Annotated in this window: 16 protein-coding genes; 7 read left to right on the top strand and 9 right to left on the bottom strand. The window is 40.3% G+C overall.

Features of this window, described 5'->3' with window-relative positions; translation table 11 throughout:
• Positions 1 to 51 precede the first annotated feature (51 nt).
• The 4 genes from rpoH to ftsY all read right to left on the bottom strand — a co-directional run bounded on the left by rpoH (position 52) and on the right by ftsY (position 4,749).
• On the bottom strand, positions 52 to 906 hold the full coding sequence (gene rpoH, locus BTA34_RS01050) for an RNA polymerase sigma factor RpoH (protein WP_023583733.1): 855 nt from the start codon (positions 904 to 906) through the stop codon (positions 52 to 54).
• 366 nt (positions 907 to 1,272) lie between these two features.
• Positions 1,273 to 2,250 carry a permease-like cell division protein FtsX gene (ftsX, locus tag BTA34_RS01045; protein ID WP_151434151.1) on the bottom strand — a complete coding sequence of 326 codons (978 nt, stop codon included), beginning with the start codon at positions 2,248 to 2,250 and terminating at the stop codon, positions 1,273 to 1,275.
• Positions 2,243 to 2,908: a cell division ATP-binding protein FtsE gene (gene ftsE, locus BTA34_RS01040; RefSeq protein ID WP_023583735.1), complete on the bottom strand. Its 666-nt coding sequence runs from the start codon at positions 2,906 to 2,908 to the stop codon at positions 2,243 to 2,245. Before ftsE ends, ftsX begins: the two co-directional genes overlap by 8 nt.
• Positions 2,909 to 2,913: 5 nt before the next feature.
• On the bottom strand, positions 2,914 to 4,749 hold the full coding sequence (gene ftsY / locus BTA34_RS01035; RefSeq protein ID WP_151434150.1) for a signal recognition particle-docking protein FtsY: 1,836 nt from the start codon (positions 4,747 to 4,749) through the stop codon (positions 2,914 to 2,916).
• Between the two features lie 228 nt (positions 4,750 to 4,977).
• Between ftsY and rsmD the strand changes: the two genes are divergently transcribed.
• Positions 4,978 to 5,562, top strand: a complete 585-nt coding sequence (rsmD, locus tag BTA34_RS01030) for a 16S rRNA (guanine(966)-N(2))-methyltransferase (RefSeq protein WP_151434149.1) — start codon at positions 4,978 to 4,980, stop codon at positions 5,560 to 5,562.
• A 17-nt stretch (positions 5,563 to 5,579) separates the two neighbouring features.
• Positions 5,580 to 5,876: a DUF1145 family protein gene (locus BTA34_RS01025; protein ID WP_151434148.1), complete on the top strand. Its 297-nt coding sequence runs from the start codon at positions 5,580 to 5,582 to the stop codon at positions 5,874 to 5,876.
• A gap of 80 nt (positions 5,877 to 5,956) precedes the next feature.
• Here BTA34_RS01025 and BTA34_RS01020 read toward each other — a convergent pair whose 3' ends face one another.
• A complete protein-coding gene (locus BTA34_RS01020; RefSeq protein WP_265576143.1) occupies positions 5,957 to 6,343 on the bottom strand; it encodes a DUF2500 family protein in 387 nt (128 codons plus the stop codon).
• 147 nt (positions 6,344 to 6,490) lie between these two features.
• Here BTA34_RS01020 and BTA34_RS01015 point away from each other — a divergent pair, with 147 nt between their 5' ends.
• Together BTA34_RS01015 and BTA34_RS01010 are read left to right on the top strand one after the other, a co-directional pair.
• Positions 6,491 to 7,117 (top strand): lysoplasmalogenase, encoded by a 627-nt coding sequence (locus tag BTA34_RS01015; RefSeq protein WP_151434146.1) that lies wholly within the window; start codon positions 6,491 to 6,493, stop codon positions 7,115 to 7,117.
• A 180-nt stretch (positions 7,118 to 7,297) separates the two neighbouring features.
• Positions 7,298 to 9,697 carry a zinc/cadmium/mercury/lead-transporting ATPase gene (locus BTA34_RS01010; RefSeq protein WP_151434145.1) on the top strand — a complete coding sequence of 800 codons (2,400 nt, stop codon included), beginning with the start codon at positions 7,298 to 7,300 and terminating at the stop codon, positions 9,695 to 9,697.
• Positions 9,698 to 9,761: 64 nt separating this feature from the next.
• On the opposite strand, the gene tusA is transcribed toward BTA34_RS01010, so the two are convergent.
• Positions 9,762 to 10,016, bottom strand: a complete 255-nt coding sequence (gene tusA / locus BTA34_RS01005) for a sulfurtransferase TusA (RefSeq protein ID WP_069368408.1) — start codon at positions 10,014 to 10,016, stop codon at positions 9,762 to 9,764.
• A gap of 205 nt (positions 10,017 to 10,221) precedes the next feature.
• On the opposite strand from tusA, the gene BTA34_RS01000 reads away from it, so the two are divergent.
• The 3 genes from BTA34_RS01000 (at position 10,222) to BTA34_RS00990 (ending at position 13,568) form a co-directional block, all read left to right on the top strand.
• Entirely contained in the window at positions 10,222 to 10,896 is a 675-nt protein-coding gene (locus BTA34_RS01000; RefSeq protein WP_151434144.1) for a 7-cyano-7-deazaguanine/7-aminomethyl-7-deazaguanine transporter, read from the top strand.
• Between the two features lie 364 nt (positions 10,897 to 11,260).
• A complete protein-coding gene (locus BTA34_RS00995) occupies positions 11,261 to 12,364 on the top strand; it encodes a glycerol dehydrogenase (protein WP_151434143.1) in 1,104 nt (367 codons plus the stop codon).
• Positions 12,365 to 12,422: 58 nt separating this feature from the next.
• Positions 12,423 to 13,568 carry a phosphoenolpyruvate-utilizing N-terminal domain-containing protein gene (locus BTA34_RS00990; protein WP_151434142.1) on the top strand — a complete coding sequence of 382 codons (1,146 nt, stop codon included), beginning with the start codon at positions 12,423 to 12,425 and terminating at the stop codon, positions 13,566 to 13,568.
• 181 nt (positions 13,569 to 13,749) lie between these two features.
• Here BTA34_RS00990 and glpC read toward each other — a convergent pair whose 3' ends face one another.
• From glpC to glpA, 3 genes are read right to left on the bottom strand one after another with little or no spacing between them, the layout of a single operon-like run.
• Complete coding sequence (gene glpC, locus BTA34_RS00985; protein ID WP_151434141.1) at positions 13,750 to 14,943, bottom strand: anaerobic glycerol-3-phosphate dehydrogenase subunit GlpC; 1,194 nt, start codon at positions 14,941 to 14,943, stop codon at positions 13,750 to 13,752.
• Positions 14,940 to 16,247, bottom strand: coding sequence for a glycerol-3-phosphate dehydrogenase subunit GlpB (gene glpB, locus BTA34_RS00980; RefSeq protein WP_151434140.1), 1,308 nt, complete (start codon positions 16,245 to 16,247; stop codon positions 14,940 to 14,942). Before glpB ends, glpC begins: the two co-directional genes overlap by 4 nt.
• Complete coding sequence (glpA, locus tag BTA34_RS00975; RefSeq protein ID WP_211838087.1) at positions 16,237 to 17,895, bottom strand: anaerobic glycerol-3-phosphate dehydrogenase subunit A; 1,659 nt, start codon at positions 17,893 to 17,895, stop codon at positions 16,237 to 16,239. Before glpA ends, glpB begins: the two co-directional genes overlap by 11 nt.
• Positions 17,896 to 18,116 lie beyond the last annotated feature (221 nt).

The following is an 18,116-nucleotide window of genomic DNA, read 5'->3' as shown; positions in this document are numbered from 1 at the left end:
TTTTATAACATACTCTACTTTATGAGTGCGTGTGCTTGGTCTGAAATGTGATTAATCTTCAATCGCTAAACGCAATTTCTTCATCGCATTTTTTTCTAATTGACGAACACGCTCGGCAGAAACACCGTATTTTGTCGCCAAGTCTTGCAATGTCGATTTGTTATCATCATCTAACCAACGAGCGCGAATAATATCTTGGCTACGTTCATCAAGAGTTTCAATTGCTGACGTCAGTTTATCCGTTGCATGATTATCCCAGTTATCTTCTTCAATGCCGTCGGCAAAGTCAGAAGATTTATCTTCTAAGAAGAGTACAGGAGCAATAGGATGTGAGTCATCACTATCATCAGCAGTCATATCAAATGCCATATCTTGTGCTGACATTCGTGATTCCATTTCTCGGACATCACTTTCTGATACACCTAATTCTCTTGCAACAAGCTCCACTTCATCTTGATTAAACCAACCTAAACGCTTTTTATTTTTTCGCAGATTAAAAAAGAGTTTACGTTGTGATTTTGTGGTCGCGACTTTCACGATACGCCAGTTACGTAGCACATATTCGTGAATTTCAGCTTTGATCCAATGCACAGCAAAAGAGACAAGTCGAACACCCACTTCTGGGTTAAAACGACGAACCGCTTTCATCAAACCAATATTACCTTCTTGGATAAGATCAGCTTGCGGTAAACCATAACCTGAATAGCTGCGAGCAACATGAATAACGAAGCGCAGATGTGAAAGGATAAGCGTTCTTGCTGCATCCAAGTCACCATCGTAATGCAGCCGTTCAGCGAGTTCCTTTTCTTCCTCTGCGGTTAACATCGGATAGGAATTGGCTGCACGTATATACGCTTCGATGCTGCCTTGCGGAACCAATGCTAAGGATTGCATTTCTTTTGTCATTCAAATCCTCATGAAAATCAAATAAATAATTAAATTATTGCGATAAGGGAAAGTAGATGAGCCTTATAAATATAGCTTAAATAGGAAGTCAGTTAAGGTTTTTTACGATGTGTTTTTATCATAACGACTATTTGACCAGCATAAAGACTAAAGGTTCATATCGCATCTATGTTTACATATCTTTGTACTTTTCTATCACTGAAGCCAATATGACTATTGCCTTATCGTAGAAAAGAGTGTGTGCATTATTATGCCAGAGACAGGGCGTCGATAAAATGGCTGGGTAACGATATTAACGTAACCCAGCCTGATAAAAAGAATATCTTCTCATTATTTAGAGAGTAAGGATAAAAACGCTCTAATTCATTATTCTGGTGTGAATTGGCGCAAATGCTGCATTGTCGTCAACCATGCAGCAAGCCAGCCAATGGTCATAGCAACGAGGATCAGAATGATAGATTCATCAAAGCCAAGCCCTGAAATGGAAAATGAAGTTCCAAACACCGTTGCGGCTTGAGTCACCACATCAGAGAGTTTCCACACCAGTAAAGCTGAAAAAATCAGGGCAAATACAGCGCCAATAAAACCGAGGATCAATCCCCAATTAAGGAAAGGACGCATAATAAAGCCATCGGTTGCACCAATTAGCTTCATCACATTAATGGTGTCACGACGACTGAATATATTGAGGCGTACACTGTTACCAATGACCAATAACAGGGCAACAACCATCAATGTGCCAATCACCAAAGCAATTTGCCCGACTAATGAAGTTAACGTTGAAAGCCGAGTAAACCAGCTATCATCCATTCTTACTTCGTCAACACCGGGTATTTTCGCCACTGTATCACGTAAATTCACCATTAATTGTTGATCGCTAGGCTCCATAACGGGTGTCACAATTGCAACCGCAGGTAATGGATTTTCTTCTAACATATCTAATGCACTGCTAAAGCCAGCCCAAGAACGAAATTCCACTAGTGAATCTTGTCGTGAAAGATAGTTAACATCTTCAACTTTTTCTAAGGCTTCTATTTTTTTGATCGTGGCTTCAGCTAATGAGTCATCCAGTGATTTATCAAGATAAACCGTTAATTGTGGTGTTGGATACCATTGTTCTGATGCCGTTGAGACATTCTTCCAGACAATATAAAAGATGCTCGGTAAGGTGAGAGATATCGCGACAACCATTACCGTTAAAAAAGAGGAGAGCGGCTGGCGTAAAAAATCAGCCATTGTGTTACGCCATGCATAGCGCCACTGTTCTCGTCTTCCCCCTTTTAGCGCCTTGGTTTTTGCACCTGGCGTTGGCATTGATTTACGGGAACTTTTTGCTTTAGCCATTTTGCCCTCCCACCATTCTGCCTTGCCCTAATGTAAGAATGCGATAATTTCTGCGTTCTATTAAAGACATATCGTGCGTCGCCATTAGCACCGTTACACCAACACGGTTGAACTCTTCAAAAAGGCGCATAATACCTTCTGAAAGCTCCCCATCAAGATTACCTGTTGGTTCATCTGCGAGTAAAACTGTCGGTTTATTCACAACAGCGCGCGCAATACCAACACGCTGTTGTTCACCACCAGAGAGCTGAATAGGATAATTTTTAGCTTTATCCAATAGCCCTACTTTATCTAAAGCGGCTGAAACTCTTCGCCGAATATCCTCTTCACTCGCGCCAGCAATAATTAGGGGAAGAGAAACGTTGTCATAAACCGTTCTGTCCATCAATAAGTGGTGATCTTGGAAGATCATCCCAATTTGACGACGCAGAAAAGGGATCTCACTATTTTTTAGTCTACTGATATCATGACCAGCAAACCAAATAGCACCATCACTTGGTCGTTCTATTCCACAAATTAACTTAAGCAATGTACTTTTACCGGCACCAGAGTGACCCGTTAAAAAAGCCATTTCACCAGGGCGAAGATGAAAATCAACCCCCTGTAATGCTTGTCTTCCACCTAAATAAGCCTTGCTGACGTGTTCGAAGCGGATCATTAAAACTACTCCTCGCGGGCAAACAGAGCCTCAATAAAATCGTCGGCCTTAAACGGACGTAGATCTTCAATACCTTCACCTATCCCGATATAACGGATAGGAATACTAAACTGATCAGCAATAGAGAAGATAACGCCCCCTTTTGCTGTACCATCGAGTTTAGTCAATGTTAATCCAGTTAGCCCAACTGTTTCATTAAAGAGTTTTGCCTGACTAACTGCATTTTGTCCGGTACTTGCATCTAACGTCAGCATCACTTCATGTGGTGCTTCTTCGTCTAATTTCTTCATAACACGAACGATTTTTTTCAGCTCTTCCATTAAATGGGATTTATTCTGCAATCGTCCTGCGGTATCAGCAATAAGAACATCGACACCTTTTGCTTGGGCTGATTGAATTGCATCAAAAATAACAGAGGCAGGATCAGCGCCAGTGTGTTGTGCCACAACAGGGATATTATTACGCTCACCCCAAACTTGTAACTGTTCAACCGCCGCTGCTCGGAATGTATCACCCGCAGCTAACATGACAGATTTACCTTCAGCTTGGTATTGTCGTGCTAATTTCCCGATTGTGGTTGTTTTACCAACACCATTAACACCAACCATTAAAATAACAAAAGGTTTTTTACCTTCAATATTTAATGGTTTATCAACTTTACTTAAAATATCGCCCATCTCTTCACGTAATTTTCCGTAAAGGGCTTCAGCATCTTTAAGATCTTTATGAGTAGCATGTTTGGTCAGGCTAGTGATGATTTTAGTGGTGGTTTCCATACCCACATCAGCAATTAAGAGTTGCTCTTCTAACTCTTCAAAAAGCTCCTCATCAATTTTCTTACCACGAAATAGACCAAGGAATCCTGAACCTAAGTTCTGGCGAGTTTTCAGTAAACCCTTTTTCAGACGGCTAAAGAAGCCTTCTTTTTTAGGTTTCTCTTGTTCAACAACTTTATCTGCCAGTACTTCTTCGCGTAAAGCTTCAATATCTTCCGCTTGTGCTTGCGCAATAGCGAGACGTTCGTTTTCCTCTTCTTGCGCTAAACGTAGAGCTTCTGCTTCTTGTGCCAGACGTTCCTGCTCTAAACGCTCGGCTTCTTGACGCTCTTGTTCGGCTTTAAGCTCCGCTTGGCGCTGAGCTTCTTCTTGCGCAAGGCGTTGTGCTTCGGCTTCTTGAGCTAGACGTTCTTGCTCTAAACGCGCGGCTTCTTGGCGTTGTGCTTCTTGACGCTCTTGTTCCGCTTTAAGTTCCGCTTGGCGCTGAGCTTCTTCTTGCGCAAGGCGTTGTGCTTCGGCTTCTTGAGCCAAACGTTCTTGCTCTAAACGCGCAGCTTCTTGGCATTGCGCTTCTTGACGCTCTTGTTCCGCTTTAAGCTCCGCTTTAAGCTCCGCTTGGCGCTCTTGTTCGGCTTTAAGTTCCGCTTGGCGCTGAGCTTCTTCTTGCGCAAGGCGTTGTGCTTCTGTTTCTTGAGCTAGGCGTTGGGTTTGTGCTTCTTGTGCCAAACGTGCTTGTTCTGCGTGCTCGGCTTCTAAACGTGCTTGCTCCGCCTCTATTTCTGCTTGGCGCTGGGCTTTCTCTTGTTCTAAACGTTGTTTTTCAGCTTCTTGTGCCAATCTATCTTGCACTACAGGTTGCGCTTCTTGGCGCTCTACTTCTAAACGTGCTTGTTCTGCTTCTAATTGCGCTTGGCGAGTGGCTTCTTCTTGCGCCTCTTTTGCCAAACGTTCTTGTTCTAAACGCTCTTCTTCTAAGCGTTGCTGTTCTTTCTCTTGCTCAATATTTTCTTCTTTGTTACGCCCAAAACCGAGCCACGAGAAAAAACCTTTTTTTTCTTTTGCCATTAGCTACTAAACTCCTCGCACTAAATCATGGCGCGAATACATTGACGATATTGAAAATAATAATGAAGTCTATCATTTGATCATAGATAAACGCATCTTTTATACGAATTTTATGGTAAATTATTGCGGATTAAATCAAGGGAAGTCATCGAGATAACAACTGACACGAATTCCTTATCCCAAAAGACACATCAAAACTCACGTTTAAACGATATAAATCAAAATAATATGGCCAAAAAACCACAAAAAGCCCCAATGGGACAAATCAGAATAATTGGGGGAAAATGGCGTGGTCGTAAACTTCCTGTTCTTGATAGCCAAGGATTACGACCAACAACGGATAGAGTGAAAGAAACACTCTTTAATTGGCTAATGCCTGTTATCCAAGACGCCCGTTGTCTAGACTGTTTTGCAGGAAGCGGTGGTTTAGGCATTGAAGCTCTTTCTCGCTATGCTCGTGAAACCACGTTTATCGAATATGAACGTGCAGTTGCCCAACAAATCACCGCAAACTTAACCTTACTTAATGCAGAAAATGGGCATGTCATTCAAGACAGTGCATTGTCATATCTCGCCAAGCAAGGTTCACCTTATAACGTCGTTTTTTTAGATCCTCCTTTTCATAAAGGCATGTTGTCAGACACTATTCAGTTATTAGAAAATAACGGTTGGTTAGCGCAAGATTGCTATATTTATATTGAGGAAGAAATTAAAGCGCAGACTTATACGATCCCGACTCATTGGACATTGCATAGAGAGAAGATCGCGGGGCAAGTCGCGTATCGCCTTTATATTCGCAATTTATCTGCTTAATTTTTTATGGAGCTGCTATGTTAATCTTTTTTGGCCGATTTTTAATGGTCGGTGTTTGGGGTTTTCTGTTTTTAAATATTATTTCCCCGTTTCCTAAACCTTTAAAATACTTTATGGATATTGCATTGATTTTTATGGTAATTATGCATGGATTACAAATCGTAATGTATAAAGCAGGACAACCTAAAGATCAAAAACCATCAACGGCATTACAATTTCGTATTTTCTTCTTTGGGATCTTTGAGCTATTAAAAATACAAAAAGAATTACGAAAAGAATACGAAGAAAAACAGAAAAATAAGACCAAACAATAGCCGTAAATATTGTTATATCCTCGCAATTATCTGGGGTCAATATTAACCCCAGAGGTTGCCAACTTTATGAATAAATTATCTTATTTATTATTTTGCTCATTACTTGGCATATCTGTTTCAAACGTTACAAAACGACTCCCCTGCATAAACAGACGCCCTTTCATTTCAGGCTCAATATTTTGATAAGCAAATTTATCAACCCTTAACACTAAATCTTTACGAGAGTCAGTGGTTAAACGAAACGTAACTTGATAATAATGTGTTATTTCTGGGCCAGTTACATCATTTTCTCTTGAGCGTCGTTCATTTGCCGCCACTTCTTTTTTATCAATCACTTCGACCATATAGAGTATAACGGGTGAATTATCATCACTTATTCGCTGTTTTCTTTGTTCGAAGAAACGATAAGTTGCTGACGCTATAATAACGATCAGTACCGCAATTCCTAAAATAGCCGCTTTATTCATTACATTAATTCCTATCGTTATATGGATTAAAAAACAGTGTGCTTTATATTATTTTAATAAGTCCATCAGTTTCGTCATTAACCGCTATTCTTAAATTAATCTTTCTGTTATGAATAATAAAACAGTTCTGAATATAAGGAAGATATTATGAGTTGGCCTTTTCTCGCCGTATTATTCTCCGGATGGCTTTATATCGATGCCGCATATCGAGGTCCTAATTGGCAACGATGGTTATTCCGTCCTATCACGCTACTTCTTTTATTACTTTGGGCATGGCAAGTTCCTGAACACAGTATTAATAGCTACCTTATTGTAGGTGCATTATTAGCGACACTACTTTCTGATATTTTAAGAATGTTTGATGGTAAGTATTTACTACCTTCTTTTGCCTTGGTTTTTCTAAGCTACATACTTTATATGGTGAGTTTTTTACTACCACTCCAACTCTCTTTCTATCTTCCTTTACTTGGGTTCGTTATTCTTGCTTTTATTATCATTTTAGCCATTGTTTGGACTAAGCTTGATAAATTAGCCATTCCAGCCTCTCTAACTTTATTAGCCGCATTTGCTATGTTTTGGATTGCTGGCGAAAAATTCTTCTACTTAAGCAATGATTATAACTTATCAGTAATGATAGGCTCATTATTGTTAGTAATCGCTTACTCTATATGGCTAATCAACCGCTTCCGCTTCTCATTTTCAGCTTCTAAAGGGCTTGTCAGTGCCTGTTATTTTATTGGGCATTTCTTCATCGTCAGAGCTTTATTCCTTTAGACTCCATTAACCCCTTGTTTTTACAAACATAGAATAAGGGGTTAATTTTTTGACCTAATTCGCATTTTTTGCCAATGAATATGCCTTTGGTATCTTGACTCTGGACTCTACTCCAAGCTGTAAAGTACTTATCAGATAAATGAATTTAAACTTTACTTTGTTGAACAAGGAGAGCCAGTTATGACTAAACATGCTCATCAACACGATAACCATAAACATACCGATGCTTGCTGCTCAAGCTCTCAATGCTGTTCAGGTCACTCAGAGAATAGTACGCACTCACATACTGAAAGTGGACATTCGCACACCAAAATAGATAAAAGTGATCCTGAATGCGAGGATGAGCATCACCACGAGCACTCCCACCAACATAATCATGATGCTCACGATCATAGCCATGATGGGCACAATCATGCTCATGGAAGCTGTGATATCAACGCCCCAGTTTCTAATATAGAGCCAGAAAAGCTTGCACAACAGCGCTTTAGCTGGAAAGTGCAAGGTATGGATTGCCCAAGTTGCGCACAAAAAATTGAAACCGCTGTACTAAAAGTCGCTGGCGTTAAACAAGCCAAAATTCTTTTTGCTACCGAAAAACTGGTTGTTGACGCTGATAGTGATTTGCGCACCAATGTGATTAGCGCAGTAAAAAGTGCGGGTTTTGAACTGTTCGACCTCTCATCACCTGGATCTAAAAAGCCCGTTAAGCAAAGCCTATTAAAAGAAGGCGCATTTGTTATTGTGCTTGCGATTTTAATGGCGATTAGCTGGGGTGCTGAATTTATTGATCCTCAAGCAGGTCGAGCAGCCTTTATTGCGACAACCTTGATTGGTTTATTCCCCATTGTGAAGAAGTCCTTACAACTTATTCGCAGTGGTACGCCTTTCGCCATAGAAACATTGATGAGTGTTGCCGCAATTGGCGCTCTATTTATTAATGCTACCGAAGAAGCAGCAATGGTTATTTTGCTGTTTATGATTGGTGAAATGCTGGAGTCTTACGCCGCAGGACGTGCTCGTCGAGGTGTAAGCGCATTAATGGCATTAGTGCCAGAAGAAGCAACATTAGTTAAAGATGGTAAAAAACAAACGATCCCTGCGGCGCAATTACGTCCAGGCGACATTATTGAAATTGCACCAGGTTCACGTTTACCGACAGATGCGGAATTAGTTAGTGCATTTGCAAGCTTTGATGAAAGTGCATTAACGGGTGAATCAGTGCCCGTAGAGCGTCTACAAGGCGAAAAAGTAGCAGCCGGTTGTTTATCTGTGGATAGATCTGTACAGATGAAAGTGGTATCTGAGCAAGGGCAAAATGCTATCGACCGTATTTTGCAACTGATTGAAGAAGCTGAAGAGCGTAGAGCGCCAATTGAGCGTTTTGTTGACCGCTTTAGTCGCTACTATACCCCTGCCATTATGCTGTTCTCCGCATTAGTGATTATTATACCGCCACTGTTCTTTGCTCAGCCTTGGGAAACATGGTTCTATCGCGGCTTAACGCTGTTATTGATTGGTTGTCCTTGTGCATTGGTTATCTCAACGCCTGCCGCTATTACCTCAGCATTAGCGGCTGCGACAAAACGTGGTGCATTAATTAAAGGGGGTGCAGCGTTAGAGCAATTAGGCACCGTTAATACCATCGCCCTCGATAAAACCGGTACATTGACTGAAGGGAAACCTCAAGTGACGGATGTTGTTGCTGAAACGGGGTTTAATGAAAAAGAAATCCTAACTTTGGCTTCGTCCGTAGAAGTCGGATCACATCACCCATTAGCAAAAGCCATTATCAATAAAGCACAAGAACAAGGTGTACTTGTTGTTGAAGCGGAAGATCGTAAAGCCTTAGCGGGTAAAGGAATTGAAGGTTATTTAAATAGCCAGCACATTCTTGTCAGTGCGCCGTCTCAATTATCAGAAACAACAACATTATCGCCTCAATGGCAACAAGAGGTTGCACGCCTTGAAGATGAAGGAAAAACCGTTGTTGTTGTTTTAAAAGAGCGTCAACTTATCGGTGTTATTGCGATGCAAGATACCTTACGCAATGATGCCATCGAATCAATGAAATTATTGAAAGAGATGAACATCAATGCCGTGATGCTAACAGGAGATAACCCAAGAGCCGCTGCGGCAATTGCGAAAAAACTTGGCATGGATTTCCGTGCAGGATTACTGCCTGAAGATAAAGTCACTTCAGTAATGGAAATCAGTAAAACGCATAACACCATGATGGTCGGTGATGGTATCAATGATGCGCCAGCAATGAAGGCTGCCACCATTGGTGTTGCAATGGGAAGTGGCACTGATGTTGCACTTGAAACCGCAGATGCAGCATTAACACATAACCGTTTAACAGGTTTACCTGAAATTATTCAGTTATCTCGTGCAACACGCAAAATCATTCGTGAAAACATCACTATCGCACTAGGCTTAAAAGCTGTGTTCTTAGTAACTAGCTTATTAGGAATAACAGGGCTTTGGGTTGCAGTACTTGCAGATTCAGGGGCAACCGCCCTTGTCACAGCCAATGCCGTAAGACTGTTACGAGTAAAGCTGAAATCATCTAGCAAAGAATAAAGTAAATTAAAAAACCCAAACTTCAATGATTGAGGTTTGGGTTATTTTTTAGCACGATAATCAATTACAGATTGCTCTCTTTTTTACGGATCAGGTAACGATAAGGTGCAGACTCAGTCTCTTGATTTAATAAATCATGTTCCATAAAACGGCAAAAGCCGGGGATATCACGTACTGTGGCGGGATCATCCGCAATCACTAAAAGCGTCTCACCTAATGCCATATTTCTTATGGTTTTACGCACTAACATCACAGGCTCTGGGCAACGTAGACCTAGCGTATCTAATGTTTTAGTTGCATCATCAAATTGAGCATTCATTCTATTAACCATTCTTCTTACACTGACAGATTGCGCCATTATATCTCGCTTTTGTGTTCACATCACGGCACATTAAGCACAAAGGTATACCTGCTAACCTTTGCTTTTGTTGCGCAACAGGCGTATTATGCGCATCCTCTCATTTAAGAGAGAAATCACTGTTTTATTGGGTTCCCTCACCCCAATCACTAAAAAGGTACAATTTATGTATACGTTTACTCCCCGCCAAAAAGCGGTGGCGCTGTTATGGCTTTCTTTGTTCCATATCCTGATAATTACTTCTAGTAACTATCTTGTGCAATTACCTATTTCCATTTTTGGTTTCCATACCACTTGGGGTGCCTTTACTTTTCCGTTTATTTTTCTGGCAACAGACTTAACGGTTCGTATTTATGGTGCGCCTTTGGCTCGACGCATTATTACTGCCGTCATGATCCCTGCATTAGCGATTTCTTACCTGATCTCAACGCTCTTTTTCCAAGGAAGTTGGCAAGGTTTTGCCTCATTAGCTGATTTTAATATCATGGTGGCAAGAATTGCGACAGCAAGCTTTATGGCTTATGTGTTAGGTCAAATCATGGATGTGTCTGTCTTTAACCGTTTAAGACAACAACAAAAATGGTGGGTAGCACCAAGTGCAGCGATGTTCTTTGGGAATTTACTCGATACTCTCGCCTTCTTCTTTATTGCATTTTATCGTAGTACTGACGCATTTATGGCAGAGAATTGGGTTGAAATTGCATTGGTTGATTACGTGTTTAAATTGACCATTTGTATGCTGTTCTTTTTGCCTGCATATGGTGTTTTGCTGAATTTTATTTTGCGTCACTTTTTCGCACAAGAAAATGAAAAACAAGATTATGCTGAAATTCGCTCATAATCTGTCTTACCTCGCAAAAAAATAATGGTATAAATGTCATAATTCAAATAATAAAGCTTCATAAGTCAATTTTATGAAGCTTTATTCTAAATTAAATAATTTATTATTTTATGTAAATATTTCTTATAGTAATTAATTAGCATGATTAGTCAAACAACGTACAGAATATTACTTAAATATCATTATTGTGATATTTTTTGCATGCTAATATAAAAATGATTAATTATTTACAATGAAATATTTTATTCATCTATTAAACTGTTAATGTATTTAAGTTCATCTCCATAGAATTCTCTGTCAATTGGAATGACAAGCCCCACCATAAGGATTTTTTACTCTCTTTTGCGAATAGTAGGAGTCTATTATGTTAAAAGTTATTCAATCCCCCGCTAAATATATTCAAGGGCCAGATGCGTTATACCATATTGGTAAATACGCAAAACCTTTTGGCGATAGAGCGCTGATTATTGCTGATAAATTTGTTATGGATCTCGTCGGCAGTACTGTCAAAGACAGTATGTCTCAATATGAAGTGAATGGGCACTTTGAACTGTTTAATGGTGAATGCACACACAACGAAATCAATCGGTTATCTGAACTTGCAAAAGCACAAGCCTCCCTTGTGATCATCGGCGTTGGTGGTGGTAAAACACTTGATACTGCCAAAGCAGTTGCTTATAAATGCCAGCTTCCTGTCGTCATCTCCCCAACAATTGCTTCTACTGATGCGCCAACAAGCGCACTTTCTGTGATTTATACAGAATTAGGCGCGTTTGATAGCTACCTTTTCTACCCAACAAACCCTGATGTTGTCGTGATGGACACAAATATCATCGCGTCTGCACCAGCTCGTTTATTAGTGGCAGGAATGGGGGATGCTTTAGCAACTTACTTCGAAGCAAGAGCCTGTAGTCATGCTCAAAAACAAACCATGGCAGGGGGTAAATCAACACTAGCAGCCTTAGCTCTGGCTGAACTTTGCTATAACACCCTTTTAGAAGATGGCTATAAAGCAAAACTCGCAGTAAGCCGAGGTGTTTGTACCACTGCGGTAGAAAATATTATCGAAGCTAATACCTTCTTAAGTGGTATCGGTTTTGAAAGCGCGGGGCTTGCGGCAGCTCATGCCATTCATAATGGATTTACGGCATTAGAAGAGTGTCACAATATGTACCATGGTGAAAAAGTCGCCTTTGGTACATTAGTCCAATTAGTGTTAGAAAACAGTCCATTAGAAGAGTTAGAAGAGTTCCTTGATTTCTGTATTTTAGTCGGGCTGCCGGTCACTTTAGAAGAGCTGGGGATCAATGCAACAGGCGATGAATTAAATGAAAAAATCATGGCAGTTGCTGAGTTAAGTTGTGCTGAGGGCGAGACAATTTACAACATGCCATTTGATGTTGATTCCGATAAGGTTTATGCCGCTATTTTAACTGCCGACCAATTAGGACGGGAATGGCTTTATTAAAGCTTGAGTAAACAGGGAGTGTTTATCTCCCTGTTTGCATTTACAAAAAAGGTGATTTATGGTCAGTATCGTATTAGTTTCAAAAAGCCTTACGCTCGCCAATGGTATTAAAGAGCTTGTTAATCAGACTGTAGATCGCCAAGTAAAAATTGTCATTGCAACCAATTATCAAACACCTTCTGATCTTGCTAATGAAGTGTCACCAGAAACTATACTCACAGCAATTAAAAAATGTTATAGCAAACAAGGTGTACTCGTTTTACTCGATACTTATCATTCAGCACAAAATGCAGCACTCGCTATCGCTAATCTTGAGCATGACGTTGCCACTAACGTCGCGTTAAGTTCAGCGCCGATTGTTGAAGGCACCTTGGCTGCCGCCAATAGTATTGCGTTAGGTGCATCACTTGAAGAAGCTGAAAAAGCAGCGCATAAAACCATTACAATTAAAAAACTGCAATTAGGCGAAAATCTGCCTAATTTAAATCTTCATCCTAAAAACACAAATTACGAACCTGTCAGAATTATCACCGCACCTGTTTGGCTATATCCTTATCATCGTTTTGTGATCCCGCGTAAAAAAATATCCTCTCACTTATTACTTGAAGAGCAAAAACGTCTCGTAAAAGCCATTGAGCGATCCAAAAAGGATATAGACTGGTTAACCGAAGAAGCGTACCGCAAGATTGGAGAACAATATGCCCATATTTTTTCTAGTCACCGTTTCTTATTAGAAAATACCGAATTACAACTGACTGTATGTAGCATGATAAGCAAACATCACTGTAATGCGGAATTTGCCTTACAGCAGACATTTATTGATTTAATAGATACTTATGCGCAAATGGATGATGATAATATGCGCGCTCGTGAAAGTGATTTAGATGATATTTTATCTCGATTACTGCGCTATTTAACTTCTGCGCCTCCGCCAATCACGCATCCTCCTTATACAAACGCAATTCTGGTAACAAAACAGCTTCATCCCTCCACATTAATGACCCTTGATACCAATAAGATCAAAGGAATTTTATTAAGTCACGGTAATCCTCTGTCTAATACAACCGTATTAGCGAATGCACTAGATATTCCAATTATTAATGAAGCGGGAAATCAAGCGCTCTCGCTGACTGACGGACAAAATATAACGCTAAAAAAAGTCCAGAATATTTGGCTTTATCAAAACACCTATATTTCACATTAAAAATAAGCATATTTAAATGACCTGAATTTCCCTGTATCAGGTTATTTAATTTCCTTATTCTTTTATATTTCACATCTGTTTTACTAAAAATAAAAAAAAGGGAATAAAAGATCCTCTTTTATTCCCTAGCTGCTTGTTATCTTAGTAATCAATTACTTTTTTATTATCTAATAGGCAATACTTATAATGCTCTTGCCAATAAACTAATGGGGTGTTCACATTTTTTCGTCGTTGACATCTCAATTTGCCATTTACAGGTTTCACAGTCTGTAATTACCAAATCACAGCCGCTCTCTTCAATTTGGCGGAATAAACCCGCACCAATGCCTTGAGCAACATCGTAGTTTTCAGATTTAAAACCGTAAGTTCCGGCAATACCACAGCATTGAGAATCTAAAACAATGACCTCAACACCCGGGATACGCTTAATTAAATCAATGGAATACGCAGTCCATCCCATTTTTTCCATATGACAAGGTGTGTGATATGCCACTTTTAACGGAGTGTGTTTCAGTGGTAATTCACGACCTTCTTCTAATAAACGATAAATATAACGTGTCGCTAATTCAATATTTTCACGTACTTTGGATGTATCAACATCAAGGATATGTTCATACTCATCACGAATAGTAAAAGTACAGGTTGATGATGTTGCAACGACAGGAATATTGTTTTCAACAATTTTTTCTGTCAGAGATTCAAGGTTTACCGCAGCTTGTTTTTTAGCTTGTTTAACAAAACCATTCGCAATTAATGCAACACCACAGCATTTTTCACGTTTTAATAACTGAACACCAATCTCCATTTTGTTGAATACTTTAACTAAATCTTTACCTAATTGTGGGTGGTTATAGTTAGCGTAACAACCATGGAAGAAGGCAACTTGATCTTTAAAACGCGCCTGCTCTTCAACTTGTTTTTTCATCCATGTTCTAAATGTACCAAAAGAGTATTTTGGCAATTCGCGACGATGGTCAATTTTAAGTGCTTTATCCAAGATCTTGCGTACAGGTTTTAATCCTGTAATGGTATTTACTATCGGCGCCATTGGCGTTGATAATGACCCCATTAGATCCGTATGACTTAAAATAGCATCACGAAGTTTTGGTGTTTTTGTATTGTAGTTCAGTTTCGCACGCGAAATGATGTCACCAATCTTCACATCTGACGGACAAGCAACTTCACAACGCTTACAATTCGTGCAATATTTCAATGCTTCATCATAAAGCATCGGATCTTTTAGACGTAAACGCTCACCATCAGGACCCGCTTGTTTAGGACCCGGATAAAGTGGATTTACTTTTGCAACAGGGCAATAAGTTGTACAAACAGTACACTTAATGCACGCTTCAAAACTGTTATCATGTAAACTCATTGTGCTGCCTCCACAACCGCAGATGTGGTCTGTTCTGATTTATTGCGCTGTAAAATTTGTTGCGCTGCATAAAGTGCGCTGATCATTGAAACACCGGCACCACAACCTTCATTAAGAGGGTCAAACCCACCTAATACAGCGCCTACAGCGTAAACATTCTCTAAGACTTCGCCATATTTCATCGGTCTTAATTGGCTATCTGTATCAACACCAAATCGCATATAAGGCTGTTTTGCAAAGACATTGACTTGTGTCCACTCATTGCGTGGTAATGTCTCTAGCAAATCAAGTTCCATCAAAGGTTCATAGACACGATCAAACTCTGCAATTAACCCATTATTGAAGAAACTGCCCGTTGCCAATACAACATGTTCACTACGAATAGGAATGTCAGTATGGTTTCGAGTATGAATACCTGTAACTTTACTCCCCACTAAATCAACTTGTTCTGCACGATCACCCGGCATGATTAAACCGCCCGCTTTTTGGAAACGCAGTTTTAATGCTTGATGTAAACGAATACCCAATAGTGATGGTGGCAATGTCGGTAATAAACAGATAGGTTTACCTACAAGTTGTTGAAGTAGCGTCACCGGCTCTTCAGCATCCAGCCCAATACATGCAGGTAAAATAATTGCTTCAACACTATCATCGATATGCTTTTTCAGCTCTTCCGCTAACGCTTTAGTGTTTTCAGGCTTATCTAAATAACGCGCAATATTAACGGCTCTAAATTCACTTGGATTATCACGCAATCTGTCTAATAGCGGTAAGTGAATATGATAAGGAATAGCCTCAACACCTTGCTCATTCAGCGTATTACTTGCAAATTGTGGCTGAAAATCTAAGAAGCCTTCAATGCCAACAACAGCCAGCTTTTTCCATGGCAACCCTTGATCAACACCATGAGTTGGCACACGTTTTGGACTCATCCAACTCATACGTGAACGTCCAACGGGTGTAATACGATAATGGTTTTCATCACCATTGCCTTGATATTCAAGACCTTTCGTACTTGATAATAATGCTTGAGCCTGTTCAATTAAGGTTGAAACCTGAATTTCACCCATACGGCTATAAGGATGTTTCGGGGCAAGTTCAGCCAATGCGGCTAACGCTTTTTTAGGTTGAGTCACTAATGAACCATCAGGAAGATGAGTTAATAGATCTAGCGAACCTGATGAAAAATGTAGTGCGCTCTGACCATTACTGATAATTGCGCAAGACTTACCGGCTTCAGCAAGACGAATACCTGCGGTTAAACCTGCAAGCCCGCTACCTATAATGATGACGTCAAATTTCATTATCTGCCTCCGCTGAAGCTGTTTTTTCAATCATATCAGCATCTAAACCACATAAACCTTGATAAACCCAACTGGTAAATTCACTCTCACGCAACGCATTACCCCAAGCAATTGGTCGAATACCTTTCCAACGCTCATTTAAGAAATGGGCAAGCTGTTGTTCTGATTCATGAGGAGTCGTGACTTGTAAACGGTTTAATAAACCCGCAGCACGACAAGCACAAAGCTCACCTTGGCATGTTCCCATACCCACACGAGTACGGCGACGTAAATCAAGTAAGTTATTGACGGTTAAAGAGTTAACCGCATAGCGAACTTCCCCTGCGGTAACAGCTTCACATTCACAGACTAAACTCTTATCACTGCGTTCATTACTCAATAATTTATTCGCCAAATCACCGTGACGATAAACTGCAGAACCACGAATTGGTGCAGGCAATGAAACAACACTACGTAATGCTTGCTCTGCAGATTGGCGAGAGCCAGGTAAGGCTTCTTCTGCGGTTGTACATTTAGCAGAGACATTTAATTTTTCGCAGATTTTATCTGTTGCCCATTCAGCCATTAAACGGTAAGTCATTAATTTACCGCCCGTAATGGTAATAAAGCCTTCTAATCCATCACGTTGCGCATGGTCGAGTAAAACAATACCACGGCTAACATTACGACCTGATGGATCATCATCACTTGCAACTAAAGGACGCACACCAGCATAAGCACGTAAAATGCGAGTTTGAGCCAGTTTTGGCGCTAACATTGAACCTTCACGGATGAGAATATCGACTTCTTCTGGGGTGACATACATATTATCGATTTCATCGTAAGGTACGCGTGTTGATGTTGTACCAATCAATGAAATGGTATCGCCAGGCACTAAAATATCGGCATCCGCAGGTTTACGGCAGCGGTTAATCACCATATTGTTAATGCGATGACCCAAAATCAGCAACGCACCTTTGGCTGGGAACATACGAACTTTTAGCTCGCCATATTCAGCGATTTTTTGTCCCCAAATTCCCCCTGCATTTGCCACTATTTGCGCGCGAATTTCATACAGTTTTTTCGCTTGGTGATCGTAAACTTTCACACCTTTAACGCGGTCGCCTTCACGAACAAGCCCCACGACTTCATGATAAGTCAGTACTTGGGCGCCATGTTCGCGGGCATCTAACATATTTGCGGCAGTTAAACGGAAAGGATCGACAGTACCATCTGGCACTTTAACCGCACCGATTAAATTCGGGTTAACAGATGGCTCTAAGCGAATGGCTTCTTCGGGTGAAATCGCTTGAGCATCAATACCTGCGGCTTGGCAAGATTGAATAAAAGTCTGTTGAAACTCTAAAGAATCTTCAGGAAGGGTAATAAAAAGGCCATCCGTTTTTTCAACACAATGACGAGCGACCCGTTTTAAAATCATGTTTTCTTCAATACACTCACGCGCTGACTCAGGGTCTGTTACTGCATAACGCGCACCACTGTGTAACAATCCATGATTTCGACCGGTTGCACCGGTTGCAATATCATGTCTTTCTAGCAGGACGCAACGTAATCCACGGCGTGCACAGTCTCTTGCCATGCCTGCACCGGTTGCTCCCCCGCCAATAATAATGACATCTGTTTCTGTCACTGGTGAACCGCTCATCATAGAGATGCCCTCTCACATTACATTCAGCAAACGCTTAATTATTCTTTAGCGTTAATTATAGTGTATAAGATACACAAAAAATGTGGTTAATGTTTGATAATGAGCAAAAACGAAAGAGAAACGCTCACGAGTGAAAAATTAAAACCACAAGTGTGATACTAATCACAAATTATTTAACAAAAAGTATTTGATAAAGTTAACATATCACTCAAAATTGCACA

Origin of the sequence: Proteus sp. CD3 (genome assembly GCF_008808075.1) — a bacterium.
Lineage (GTDB): Bacteria > Pseudomonadota > Gammaproteobacteria > Enterobacterales > Enterobacteriaceae > Proteus > Proteus appendicitidis.
This window is presented reverse-complemented; position numbering and strand designations above follow the sequence as displayed.